We start from the raw sequence: 11,373 nt of genomic DNA, 5'->3' as shown, positions 1-11,373 counted from the left end.
TTCACTCAGCCGAGATGATGCTGAAAATGTGAGGAATCTTCAGACACCTTCGGTCGGTTTCGGACTACGCTCAACCCGGCGCATGAACTCTATGGGACGGATCACGTCTGATAGGAGGAAATGCGCCTCGACTCGCGTTAAACTGCGCGGGTTTTTAACCCCCCATTCCACCGGAGCCTTCCATGTCCCGCGTTACCCTGAGTCGCTATTTGATTGAGCAGACCCGCAGCAACAACACTCCTGCCGATCTGCGCTTCCTGATCGAAGTGGTGGCGCGTGCTTGCAAGGAAATCAGCCACGCCGTCTCCAAAGGCGCCCTGGGTGGTGTTCTTGGCAGCATGGGCACCGAAAACGTGCAAGGCGAAGTGCAGAAGAAGCTCGACGTGATCTCCAACGAAATCCTGCTTGAGGCCAACGAGTGGGGCGGTCACCTGGCCGGCATGGCGTCCGAAGAAATGGACAATGCCTACCAGATTCCGGGCAAATACCCGAAAGGCGCGTACCTGCTGGTTTTCGACCCGCTGGACGGTTCGTCGAACATCGATATCAACGCACCAGTCGGTACTATCTTCTCGGTGCTGCGTTGCCCGAACGAATACCTGAGCCAGAACGAACCCTTGAACGAAAAGGCCTTCCTGCAGCCAGGCACTGAGCAGGTAGCAGCCGGTTATGCCATTTACGGCCCGCAAACCATGCTGGTGCTGACCCTGGGTGATGGCGTGAAAGGCTTCACCCTGGACCGTGAAATGGGCAGCTTCGTCCTGACCCATGAAGACATCAGAATCCCGGAAACCACTCAGGAATTCGCGATCAACATGTCCAACCAGCGTCACTGGGAAGCCCCGGTACAACGCTATGTCGGCGAATTGCTGGCTGGCGAAGAAGGCCCGTTGAAAAAGAACTACAACATGCGCTGGGTCGCCGCGATGGTCGCCGATGTACACCGCATCCTGACCCGTGGTGGACTGTTCATGTACCCGCGCGACAGCCGCGAGCCGTCCAAGCCGGGCAAACTGCGTTTGATGTACGAAGCCAACCCGATGTCGTTCCTGGTCGAACAGGCTGGCGGCGCCTCCACCGACGGCCACCAGCGAATCCTCGACATTCAACCCGAAGGCCTGCACCAGCGTGTAGCGGTGTTCCTCGGTTCGAAAGAAGAAGTCGGACGCGCCACGGCTTACCACAAGGAATAAACCCATGTCCGCGCCCTGGCAGCCGTTGCTTGAGTGGTGGTTCGGTTCAGCATGCTCTTTGAACCAGAAACCGCCCAACGAAGTGGCGGCTGAGAAGGGCAGGTTATGGTTCGGCAAGCGCGACAGCCAGGACCTCGAAGCGCGCGAGCGTTTCGGGGTTCAGGTCGAGCAGGCACTGGCCGGCGAATTGACTGAGTGGGCGCAATGCCCCGAAGGTTGGCTGGCCTTGGTGCTGTTGCTCGATCAACTGCCGCGGATGATCTTTCGCGAAACCCCCAAAGCCTTTTCGGGTGACCTGCGTGCTCAAGCGCTGGTGGCTCAAGGGATTGCTGCAGATTTCGACCGGCAATTACCGGCTATACATCGGGCTTTTATCTATCTGGTGTTTGAGCATTGCGAGAATCTCGCGGCGCAGAACGAAGGCGTTTCGCGCTTCGCTGCCTTGCAAGCAGAGCAACCGCTGGCGGATCAGCCGGTGTTTGCCGACCATCTCGACTACGCCGAACGGCATCAAAAAATCATCGCCCGGTTTGGGCGCTTTCCTCATCGCAATGAGCTGCTTGGGCGGGTTTCCACGCCTGAAGAGTTGGCGTTTTTGCGTGAGCCGGGGTCGCGGTTCTAAGCACTGCGTGAGCTCACAGATTCACTTGTAGCAACCGTTTCATCAGCAGTGTTGGCAGGTTTTTTCGAGTGTCTGCAATAATGTGGATATAGACAGTCTGGTCTCGCACCTCATAAATGATCCGGTTCATTCCCGACAGGATTTGTCGATATTGGCTGAGATTAAGCTTCTCGATTTCTTCCGGGATTGATCCTGCATAAGGCAGTGCCCCCAAATGGCGGATGGCTGTCTTTAGATCGGTGTAAGTGCTTTGCCATGTCTGGGTAGAGAACTGTTTTGTGAGATAGCTACGCAGTTCCTTGAGGTCTGTTTCTGCGGATTTAAGAATAACGACATTAAAGCTCATTGATGATCGGCCCTGTCCAGTTCTGCAAAGACGTCCTCCGCATCCCTGAATTTGCCTTCGTCAATTTCGCGATTGCCCATTGCGAGTAGCTTCAGCAAGACCATCGTATCTTCCTGCTCTTCAAAGCTTTTTATATCCATTACTACCAGTTTTGCTTCTCCGTTTTGGGTGATGACCAAAGGCTCCCGACTCTCTGAGATGGTCTTGACGATTTCAGCGGTATGACTTTTCAGATAGCTGATGGGTTTTATCTGGGATGAAAGCTTCATGGAATTTGATCTCGTCTGGGTGAGCAGGACTGAGTTTAGTCTTAATTCAGTCCTGCGTCAGCTCCTCCAGACAAGCGCATTTTGGGTGCGATCGGGGGCCTAAATCCTGAAACTCCCTACCAACTGCTTCAACCGCGCCGCCTGCTGCTCAAGATCGGCACACGCTCGCAAGGTCGATTGCAGGTTTTCCACGCCTTCCTGGTTCAGGGTGTTGATCTCGGTGATGTCGACGTTGATCGATTCGACCACGGCCGTCTGCTCCTCGGTCGCAGTGGCTACCGATTGGTTCATGCCGTCGATCTCGCCGATGCGCTGGGTCACGCTGCCCAGGCGTTCACCGGCCTGGTTGGCGATGCCGACGCTGCTTTCGCTCTGGCGCTGACTGTCGGTCATAGTGATCACCGCTTCGCGGGCGCCGACCTGCAGTTCCTCGATCATCTTTTGCACTTGCTGCGCTGAATCCTGAGTGCGGTGGGCGAGGTTGCGTACTTCGTCGGCAACCACCGCAAAACCACGTCCGGCTTCACCGGCGCGGGCGGCCTCGATGGCTGCGTTGAGCGCCAGCAGGTTGGTCTGTTGCGAGATGCTGGTGATCACTTCGAGGATCTGCCCGATGTTCACCGTGTTGCTGTTCAGCGTCTCGATATTGCCGCATGAATCGCTGATCTTGGCCGACAACTGCTGCATGGCGGCGATGGTTTTATCCACCACCTGCTGACCGTCTTCGGCCAGGCTGCGGGCGTCGCTGGAATGTTGCGAGGCGAGGGCGGCGTTCTGGGCGATTTCCTGGGCGGCGGCGCCAAGCTGGTTAATCGCCGCAGCGACGCTGCTGGTGCGCGAGGCTTGCTGGTCAGAATTGAACATCGACGAGTTGGAGGCGCTGACTACCCGCAAGGCCACTTCGTTGACCTGGCCGGTGGCCGATGCTACTTCACGAATCGAGGTGTGAATCCGCTCGACGAAACGGTTGAAGGACATGCCCAGCGAGCCGAATTCGTCGTGGCCATGAATGATCAGGCGCTTGGTCAGGTCGCCTTCACCTTCGGCGATATCGTGCATCGCGCGGCCCATGGTCAGCAGGGGCTGCATCAGCACGCGGATCAGCATGCCCAGCAGGACGATGATAATCACCACGGCGATCGCCATGGCGATGATGGCCGAGGTGCGGAATTCACTGAGCATCGAGAACGCGGTGTCCTGATCAAGCACCAACGCCACATACCAGTCCGCCGACGGCACGCCGTTGACGTGGGTGAAGGAGATGAACTGAGACTTGCCGTCGACTTCAACTTCCTTCATGCCCGGGCTGACTTTAGGTGCACCGCCGGGATAAGCGTCGGCCAGACTCTTGAGCACCAGTTTGCTGTCCGGGTGGATCAGGATCTTGCCGTCGGCGCTGACGATAAAGGCATGACCATGGCCGCCGAAATTCAGCGAGTTGATGATCGCGCTGACGCTGGACAGATCGATGTCCGCGCCTGCCACGCCGATGAATTGATTCTGATGCTGTACCGGGGTGGCGACGGTGATCACCAGCTTGCCTGACGACGCTGCGATGTAGGGTTCGGTGACGATGGTCTGCTGGGCGCTGTTGGCCGCCTTGTACCAGCCGCGGGCGCGCGGGTCGTAATCTGCTGCGCGGTTGCCGGCCGGGATCGAGAACATCACGCCGTCCTGGCCGCCGAAGTAGCTCAGCTGAAAATTGCCGGTGTAGGCCGGCAGGCCGACGCTGCGCTTGAGATTGTCGGGCGCGCTGCCGTCGATGGCGATCTGTTGGGCCAGCGATTGCAGCAATTGCATGCGGCTTTCCAGCCAGGTGTGGATGTTGCGGGTGGTCAGGCTGCCGAGTTCCTGCATCGAGGTTTCGGTGCTGCTGCGCAAGGTCTGGCGCTGTCGATAGTCGTTGAACAGGATGAAGCAGGCGAATGCAACGACGACTACAAGAGCGGCTGCCAGCAGGATCTTGTGACTGAATTTCATGTTTGTGGTCATTAAATGAACTACCGCAAGTGGCTGGTCAGCGAGGGGGCGTCAATTTGCCACAGTGAGGGGCTTTGCGCTGCTTTTATGTCGGCTTCCCAGCGCCAAAGATTAGGCAGTTTTTGAGAAAGTCGACGAAATACCTCTTGGTGCAGGAAAGTGGCTGATTTCAGGAGGGAATGGGGATATGTCAGGTAAGAAATAGCCAGTGACTTGGGGAACCAGATGGTGGTTTTCTCTTCTAAGCTTCTGGTTGGCAGCCATGCCTTCCCCCTTCTTCCCTGGAGTTTCACCATGTCGCTGCGATCTCTTGCCTTGTTGTCGTTCTGCGTGCTGCTGGCTGCGTGCAGCAAGGTCAATCAGGAAAACTACTCGAAAATTTCGACCGGCATGCCCAAGGCCGAAGTTGAAAAACTCTTGGGTACTCCTTCCGATTGTTCCGGTGCCCTGGGCATGTCCAGCTGCACCTGGGGTAACAAGAACAGCTTTATCAGCGTGCAGTACGCCGGTGACAAAGTCCTGATGTTTTCCGGGCAAGGCCTGAAGTAAAAAAAACCGGGGCCGCGCGCCCACGGGAGAAGAATAATGATGCGGTTCGTAATAGTTCTTTTGGCCAGCCTGATATTGGCCGGCTGCGCCACCTCTGGCAATGACCCGTTGGCGCCCAAGACCGTCAACAGTGTCAATCTCAAACGTTACCAAGGGACATGGTACGAGTTGGCCCGTCTGCCGATGCATTTCCAGCGCAACTGCGCGCAATCCGAAGCCCATTACACCCTCGAGGACGATGGCGATATGGCGGTATTGAACCGTTGCCTGACTCCGGATTGGCAATGGGAAGAGGCCACAGGCACGGCAACGCCGCAGGTTCCCGGCAGAACCGACAAGCTGTGGGTCAAATTCGATAACTGGTTTGCCACGCTGTTGCCGGGCATTTCCAAGGGCGAATATTGGGTGCTGTACGTCAGCGATGACTACAAGACCGCCATCGTCGGCAGCCCGAATCGACGTCACCTCTGGCTATTGTCTCGTACGCCTGAGGTCAATGCGGTGAAGCGTGAGGACCTGCTGAGCAGGGCGCGTCAGCAGGGATATGACACTAACCGTCTGATCTGGCGAGTATCGGATGCGAAGATGGCCAAGACCTCGAAGTAGCGACGCGGTTTGATCAATCTTGTGCTGTTTGCTTATTGAGCCACCTTCGCCGGCAACAGCTTCAAGGTGCTGCGGGTATTGGCCGCCACTTCCTCGTCGCTGAAGTGCGCTTGCTGGTAAATCCCTTCGATGTACGCCTCGGCCTGGTCGTCAAAGTGCTTGTCGAACGGCACGCCGCTTTGTCCTACCGGGTTGATGGTCAGGCTGTGGGCGGGGTCGGCGAAGTCGATGATGCGTCGGGTCGAGGGACCATAGGTTACCGGCCACGGCGCGGGGCCGATCCTGGCCGAAAGGTTGTTCGGCACTTCGTGAGTGCCGGGCGCCTCGAACGGGCCGACGTTGAAAATTCGATCCAGTGGCTTTTGCAGGCCCAGCGGATGGCCGTGAGTCAGGGTATGCGCTTTGCCCCACAGCCATTGAGTCGAGTCGTCGCCGAGGAGGGTCTTGAGGTGGGCGATGCTGGCCTGCCATGCAGCCTTGACGGTGTCGGCGCGACTTTCCTTCCCAGGGGTGTCGCGGTTATCCCACCACGGCGAATCGGTGGACGCAGCCAGACGCGGCAATGTTGCATCAATGACTCGAGTGGAGAGCAGGGTCTCGAAGAAGCCGTCGCCGAGTTCGTCGTGAAACGCGGCGTCGGTCAGGTTGAACAGAAACTGGTTGAACAGCGTGGCGCTGGTGGAGTCCAGCGGATAGTCGCCTTTCCACTGCGTCAGTTGCTCTACCAGTTTGAGTTCCGCCGGGTCTTTCACCACCTCCCGCAGCACCGGCAACAGCGGCGCCAGCAGACGAGGACCGTAGGCGGTAGTGGTGCCCAGTTGCAGCGCCTGGCTGTTATCCAGGTCCCATTTGATGCCTGCGTCGCTCAGCTGCTTGTTCAACTGCTGGCCGCGATCCGCCAGGTTGTAATAGCCGGGGATTTCCATTCCGGTAGGTGAGAGTGGCTGGAAATTGGCCGAGACAATGTAACCGCGCGCCGGGTTCTCTTCCTGAGGGTTGGCGCTGAACGGATAGAAACCATCCTTGTCCGCCTGGCTGGTGCTGCCGTCGAGGATAAAGCCTGGATTTACCCCGGCCGGGCGTTTCGGCAGTTGCGCCGCCGCCCACCAACCGATGTCGCCCTTGGCGTTGGCCCACACCAGATTCAATCCCGGTGCCTGGACCTTGGCCGCGGCGCTGCGGGCCTTGGTCAGCGTGTTAGCGCGGTTGAGCTGGTAGAAGCCCTCGAGAATCGGGTTTTGGGTTTCGAGGAATCCCCACCACATGGCTATCGGTGTTTTGCCAGCAGTGGCGCCAAGCACGTCATTGACGACAGGACCGTGGGGCGATTGGCGCAGGACCAGCGTGACCGGAGCCTGGCCTTTTACTGTGATCTGCTGTTCGCTGGTGGTCATGTCGACCCATTGGTCGCGATACCAGACCTGATTGGGATTGTCCGGGTTGACCTTCTCGGCGATCAGGTCGAGATCGTCATTCTGGAACATGGTCACGCTCCAGCCGAAATCCAGGTTGTGACCGAGGGAGGCGAAGGGCATCAGCGCCTGGTAGTAGCCGTACAGCTCGAATCCTGGCGCCGACAGATGGGCTTCGTACCACACCGAAGGCGCGGAGAACCGTACATGAGGATCGCCGGCCAGCAGTGGTTTGCCACTTTTGGTCCGGTTGCCGGCAATCACCCAGGCATTGCTGCCTTCGAACTGCGGCAAGCCGTTGTCGGCCAGTGCCTGTTCGCTCAGGCGGGCGATGGCGTTCAGGTCTTTCCAGTCGGCCGCGGCCAGGGCAGGGGTCGAAGCCAGTACGCCCTTGGGTTGCCAGTCGAGGTCAAAGACACTCAGGTAGTCATTACCCAGTTGATCGCGCACATAGGTCAGCAAGGGTTCGGTGCGAAACGCCGCGGCAAAACTGTAGGCCATGTAACCGGCGATGCTGATGGTGTCCTGGGCCGTGAACGGGCGCTTGTGGATGCCCAGTACGTCGAACTCCATGGGTTGGGCGTGAGTCGCCTGATACTGGTTGATACCGTCCAGATAGGCTTCCAGGGCTATCCAGGTCGGTGATTGCCGATCCATACCGGCCAGGTAAGTCTCTGCGCGCTCGCGAATACGCAGGCTGCGCATCAGTTTGTCGGTGTCGAGTAATTTGGCGCCGAGCACTTCGGCCAGCTCGCCGCGGGCCAGCCGGCGCATCATTTCCATCTGGAACAGCCGGTCCTGAGCGTGGACGAATCCGAGGGTGCGGTACAGGTCGGTTTCGTTCGCGGCGCGGATATGCGGCACGCCGCGTTCGTCATAACGCACCGTCACCGGGTCTTCCAGGTGATCGAGCTCAACAAGGCCCTGGCGCAAAGGCTGCTTGCTGTACACATACCAGCCACCACCGACGGCCAGTGCGACGATCAACAGGGCGAGTGCGGTGAGGCTGCGTTTCATGGTGACTCCTTGTTCGTTCTTGAAGACGGCTACTCCTGCCGCCGGTTTTTAGCACGGCTCACCGACCGGACATATCGCACCTAGGAGGGATTCGCTTGAGTCACTCGTGTACTTCTTTTGCGCTGTCATTGATCCACGGGCAATAACAGCCCACAGCCAATGTGTGAGTAGCGTTGACCGGGCGGTCTTCGCTCAATGCCTGCAAGATCGGTTCGATAAAGCTGTTGCTGGAGTTGCAGGTCAGGCCTTCGCTGTAGGGTCCGAAATACGCCAGTTTGCCGTTGCGGTCCCAGATCGCCACGGCCGGGCTCGCCGGTATCTGATCGGAGCCGGGCAGGGCCGGCAGGGTTTTCAGGCTGCTCAAGGTGGCGGGCAACTGGCCGTGGCTACCGGGTTTTTGCACCGAATAGAACTCCACACCTTGCGGCACGTAATGCTCGATCAGTTCAGCCAGGTGTTGTTGATTGCCGACGTTGCACGGGCAGGCAGGATCCCAGAAATGCACCAGGCGAATCGGGCCGGGACCGGCCAGTTCAGGTGGCAAACTTAGAGGATCGCCGGAAAACACCGCCGTGTGTTCGCTGAAGGCGCGCAGGTAACGGCCCTGAAACCAGTCGTAAGCGGCCCACAACGCCCCGGCACACACCAGGGCGAGCAGGCTGGCAAGCAGTGTCGTGCGGTAGGGCAGACGCATACGGATCAATCCTCGAAGGTCGCGTAGCTTGCCATGCTTGCCGCGACAGATGAATATCGCAGACCCATAAAGTCTGTTCCCGTTTTTGTCTGGAAATACTCATGCCTGCCACCTTCAACCCTGATCACCTGCGTGCCAGCCTGCTGCCGTTAGCCGCCGCGCAGCCGCTGTCGGTGGAGGCACAGGCCTATCAGCGTTTCTATGGCCTGGATTTCCTGCAGCGCGACGTGCCGGTCAAGCGTGCGCTGGGACGCTTCGAGGTCGGTGGGTACGAGGTGGTCAGCCAGGTCTGGTGGCCGCAGCAAGCCGTGGCCACGATGTTTTTGTTTCACGGCTTCTACGATCACATGGGGTTGTACCGGCATGTGATCGAGTGGGCACTGGAGCAAAATTTCGCGGTGATTGCCTGCGACCTCCCCGGGCACGGTTTGTCCAGCGGCGAGCGCGCCAGCATCAAGGACTTCGCCGAGTACCAGGCGGTGCTGCAAGGGCTGTTCAGCGAGGCGCAGTCACTCGATCTACCACAGCCGTGGCACCTGTGCGGGCAAAGCACCGGCGGGGCGATTGTGATCGATCATCTGCTCAGTCACGGCACCGACAGCCCGGCGCAAGGTCAGACCATCCTGCTTTCGCCGCTGGTGCGGCCGCGGGCCTGGGGGTGGTCGCAGTTCAGTTATTACCTGCTCAAACCTTTTGTCAAAGGCATCGAGCGGCGTTTCAGCGAGAACTCCAACGACCCTGATTTCTTGCCGTTCCTGCAGGCTGATCCGTTGCAGCCGTTATGTCTGCCAACCGCTTGGGTCGGAGCGCTGGCGCGGTGGATCAAACGCATCGAAGCTGCACCGCGCAGCACGCGGCGGCCACTGATCGTTCAGGGGCAAGCGGATATGACGGTGGACTGGGAGCATAACCTGGAGGTATTGCGCAGCAAGTTCGATCAGCCGCAGGTGCTGATGCTGCCGCAGGCTCGCCATCATTTAGCGAATGAAACACTGGCGTTGCGCGAGGGGTATTTCGGGTTTTTGACCAGGAACTTCTGAAAGATTTTAGTGACTGCTAAGACGCGAATGATTTTCTGATCGGCGCGGAACTAGGGCTGCAAACTCGAGGTGCTTTGCCCCACTGCCAACCCGGCGCGGATCGCTGCCAGCGCGGCTTGATAGTAAGCCTTGCCTTCGTCTGACTCAGCGAAGGTGGCGAACTCTTCCAGTTCCGAATCAGACAGGTCGCGGTAAACGTAGAGCAAGGTGTTGTTCAGGTCGGCGCCGATCTGATCCATCAGCCGCTGCCGTTGGCCGCTCAACATCCCTTGGGCCTGACCGTTGCCGAGCAGGCCGGGAATCATCTGGCTCAGGCTGTCGGCGGCAACCCCGGCGATCGCCAGGCTGACTTCGGCACCGGCCTCGCGAGCAGGCAGTGCCTGAGCCAAATGGCCAATGATCAACAGACGGTTGTCACTGGCTTCGATCTTCGGCAAGCCCTCAGCGTTTTTTGCCAACTGATCGCGGCGGGTCGCCAGCAGTTCAGCGGCGATGATCTTGCGCCCCAGTGGTGACTGGAAAAACGCCAGTGCCGGTTTCGGGTCGGCGAGGTTCTGCCGCAACTGTGCCAGGGCCCGCTGATCCATGGCCTTTGGCGCAAAGCGTTGATTGCTGTTGTTCACCAGCGCCTGGAACACTGCAGGCGGCAGGCTGTTTTTGTAGCGTTGCTGGGCGGCGGTCAGGGCATCACTAAAATGCGCGCGTTGTTCTGGCCAACCGGCGACCTTGTACAACTGGTCGAGGCCGTCTGCCCAAGCGGGCAAAATGCAGAACATCAGCAGTGAAAAAAGCAAGCGACGCATAAGGACTCCTGTCAGCAGGCGACTATTCTCCGTGTGAGGTATCGTCTTGTCGAGAATTCGTATCAGCCCGCTCTGCGGCTCTGTCGGATTTACAGGCGTATGGATACTATGCGCGGTATGCAAATACCCTCTGATCACCCGCTGCTGTTACGCATCGTCGACGACCTGGCTGCACGCGGCTGGTCGCAGCAGAATATTTTCCTGCCAGAGGCTCTGACCCTGGAACTGGCGGCTGAGTGCCGTAAACGTGCCTCCGAGGGGGAATTGGCGCCGGCTTCGGTGGGCCGAGGACCTTTCCAGGAGATTCGCGAGGGTATTCGAGGTGACCATATTCAGTGGATCGAGCCCGGCCAGGTCGAGTCTTGCGATAGCTACCTGGGGTTGATGGACAGCCTGCGGCTCGCGATGAATCGTGGGTTGTTTCTCGGCCTGGAGGATTTCGAAAGTCATTTCGCGCTGTACCCGCCGGGTGCGTTTTACCTTAAACATGTCGACCGCTTTCGCGATGATGACCGGCGCATGGTGTCTGTTGTGGTTTACCTCAATCAGGGCTGGTTGCCTAAGCATGGCGGCCAGTTGCGGATGTATCTGGATCAAGGGGTTGAACATGACGTGGTGCCCACGGGCGGTTGCCTGGTGGTGTTCCTCTCCGGCGAAGTGCCCCACGAAGTCCTGCCCGCCACTCGAGATCGCCTGTCGCTGACGGGGTGGTTTCGTCGTCGCGGCAATGAGCCGTTCTGACATGCAACTTGCCTGGATTTACAAAGCTACGCGGAACCCCTGTGGGAGCAGCCGGTCGACGCTCGATTGCTCGCGATGAGGCCGGCACATTCAACATTAAT

Annotated in this window: 12 protein-coding genes; 6 read left to right on the top strand and 6 right to left on the bottom strand. The window is 58.7% G+C overall.

All coding sequences use genetic code 11. From position 1 onward, the window contains the following. Positions 1 to 182 precede the first annotated feature (182 nt). A complete protein-coding gene (locus AC3I0A_RS25905; RefSeq protein WP_489375353.1) occupies positions 183 to 1,193 on the top strand; it encodes a class 1 fructose-bisphosphatase in 1,011 nt (336 codons plus the stop codon). A gap of 4 nt (positions 1,194 to 1,197) precedes the next feature. Then, positions 1,198 to 1,815, top strand: coding sequence for a DUF924 family protein (locus tag AC3I0A_RS25900; protein WP_489375352.1), 618 nt, complete (start codon positions 1,198 to 1,200; stop codon positions 1,813 to 1,815). Between the two features lie 13 nt (positions 1,816 to 1,828). Here the strand turns inward: AC3I0A_RS25900 and AC3I0A_RS25895 are convergent, their stop codons facing one another. The 3 genes from AC3I0A_RS25895 to AC3I0A_RS25885 all read right to left on the bottom strand — a co-directional run bounded on the left by AC3I0A_RS25895 (position 1,829) and on the right by AC3I0A_RS25885 (position 4,422). Then, entirely contained in the window at positions 1,829 to 2,161 is a 333-nt protein-coding gene (locus AC3I0A_RS25895) for a type II toxin-antitoxin system RelE/ParE family toxin (RefSeq protein WP_489375351.1), read from the bottom strand. Next, entirely contained in the window at positions 2,158 to 2,430 is a 273-nt protein-coding gene (locus AC3I0A_RS25890) for a type II toxin-antitoxin system Phd/YefM family antitoxin (RefSeq protein ID WP_489375350.1), read from the bottom strand. Before AC3I0A_RS25890 ends, AC3I0A_RS25895 begins: the two co-directional genes overlap by 4 nt. A gap of 99 nt (positions 2,431 to 2,529) precedes the next feature. Continuing rightward, a complete protein-coding gene (locus AC3I0A_RS25885) occupies positions 2,530 to 4,422 on the bottom strand; it encodes a methyl-accepting chemotaxis protein (RefSeq protein ID WP_489375349.1) in 1,893 nt (630 codons plus the stop codon). Positions 4,423 to 4,704: 282 nt separating this feature from the next. Here AC3I0A_RS25885 and bamE point away from each other — a divergent pair, with 282 nt between their 5' ends. Next, complete coding sequence (gene bamE, locus AC3I0A_RS25880) at positions 4,705 to 4,959, top strand: outer membrane protein assembly factor BamE domain-containing protein (protein WP_419113747.1); 255 nt, start codon at positions 4,705 to 4,707, stop codon at positions 4,957 to 4,959. Between the two features lie 36 nt (positions 4,960 to 4,995). Beyond that, complete coding sequence (locus tag AC3I0A_RS25875; protein WP_489375348.1) at positions 4,996 to 5,565, top strand: lipocalin family protein; 570 nt, start codon at positions 4,996 to 4,998, stop codon at positions 5,563 to 5,565. A gap of 32 nt (positions 5,566 to 5,597) precedes the next feature. On the opposite strand, the gene AC3I0A_RS25870 is transcribed toward AC3I0A_RS25875, so the two are convergent. Then, complete coding sequence (locus AC3I0A_RS25870; protein ID WP_489375347.1) at positions 5,598 to 7,994, bottom strand: penicillin acylase family protein; 2,397 nt, start codon at positions 7,992 to 7,994, stop codon at positions 5,598 to 5,600. A gap of 100 nt (positions 7,995 to 8,094) precedes the next feature. Next, positions 8,095 to 8,688: a DUF6436 domain-containing protein gene (locus AC3I0A_RS25865; RefSeq protein WP_489375346.1), complete on the bottom strand. Its 594-nt coding sequence runs from the start codon at positions 8,686 to 8,688 to the stop codon at positions 8,095 to 8,097. A gap of 101 nt (positions 8,689 to 8,789) precedes the next feature. Between AC3I0A_RS25865 and bipL the strand changes: the two genes are divergently transcribed. Continuing rightward, a complete protein-coding gene (bipL, locus tag AC3I0A_RS25860) occupies positions 8,790 to 9,728 on the top strand; it encodes a phospholipase BipL (protein ID WP_489375345.1) in 939 nt (312 codons plus the stop codon). Between the two features lie 50 nt (positions 9,729 to 9,778). Here bipL and AC3I0A_RS25855 read toward each other — a convergent pair whose 3' ends face one another. After that, positions 9,779 to 10,531, bottom strand: coding sequence for a DUF2059 domain-containing protein (locus AC3I0A_RS25855; RefSeq protein ID WP_489375344.1), 753 nt, complete (start codon positions 10,529 to 10,531; stop codon positions 9,779 to 9,781). Between the two features lie 108 nt (positions 10,532 to 10,639). Here AC3I0A_RS25855 and AC3I0A_RS25850 point away from each other — a divergent pair, with 108 nt between their 5' ends. Next, complete coding sequence (locus tag AC3I0A_RS25850) at positions 10,640 to 11,272, top strand: 2OG-Fe(II) oxygenase (protein ID WP_489378602.1); 633 nt, start codon at positions 10,640 to 10,642, stop codon at positions 11,270 to 11,272. Positions 11,273 to 11,373: the final 101 nt, after the last annotated feature.

The sequence above is a fragment of the Pseudomonas sp. KH_024_B2 genome (assembly GCF_057839965.1).
The sequence above is the reverse complement of the archived record's forward strand: the minus strand, read 5'-3'. Positions and strand labels throughout refer to the sequence as shown.

Excerpts from the sequence above, each read along its gene's own strand:
- AC3I0A_RS25865 (WP_489375346.1), bottom strand. The coding sequence starts at position 8,688 with ATGCGTCTGCCCTACCGCACGACACTGCTTGCCAGCCTGCTCGCCCTG.
- AC3I0A_RS25890 (WP_489375350.1), bottom strand. The coding sequence starts at position 2,430 with ATGAAGCTTTCATCCCAGATAAAACCCATCAGCTATCTGAAAAGTCAT.
- bipL (WP_489375345.1), top strand. The coding sequence starts at position 8,790 with ATGCCTGCCACCTTCAACCCTGATCACCTGCGTGCCAGCCTGCTGCCG.
- AC3I0A_RS25885 (WP_489375349.1), bottom strand. The coding sequence starts at position 4,422 with ATGACCACAAACATGAAATTCAGTCACAAGATCCTGCTGGCAGCCGCT.
- AC3I0A_RS25855 (WP_489375344.1), bottom strand. The coding sequence starts at position 10,531 with ATGCGTCGCTTGCTTTTTTCACTGCTGATGTTCTGCATTTTGCCCGCT.
- AC3I0A_RS25905 (WP_489375353.1), top strand. The coding sequence starts at position 183 with ATGTCCCGCGTTACCCTGAGTCGCTATTTGATTGAGCAGACCCGCAGC.
- AC3I0A_RS25900 (WP_489375352.1), top strand. The coding sequence starts at position 1,198 with ATGTCCGCGCCCTGGCAGCCGTTGCTTGAGTGGTGGTTCGGTTCAGCA.
- AC3I0A_RS25875 (WP_489375348.1), top strand. The coding sequence starts at position 4,996 with ATGATGCGGTTCGTAATAGTTCTTTTGGCCAGCCTGATATTGGCCGGC.
- AC3I0A_RS25850 (WP_489378602.1), top strand. The coding sequence starts at position 10,640 with ATGCGCGGTATGCAAATACCCTCTGATCACCCGCTGCTGTTACGCATC.
- bamE (WP_419113747.1), top strand. The coding sequence starts at position 4,705 with ATGTCGCTGCGATCTCTTGCCTTGTTGTCGTTCTGCGTGCTGCTGGCT.
- AC3I0A_RS25870 (WP_489375347.1), bottom strand. The coding sequence starts at position 7,994 with ATGAAACGCAGCCTCACCGCACTCGCCCTGTTGATCGTCGCACTGGCC.
- AC3I0A_RS25895 (WP_489375351.1), bottom strand. The coding sequence starts at position 2,161 with ATGAGCTTTAATGTCGTTATTCTTAAATCCGCAGAAACAGACCTCAAG.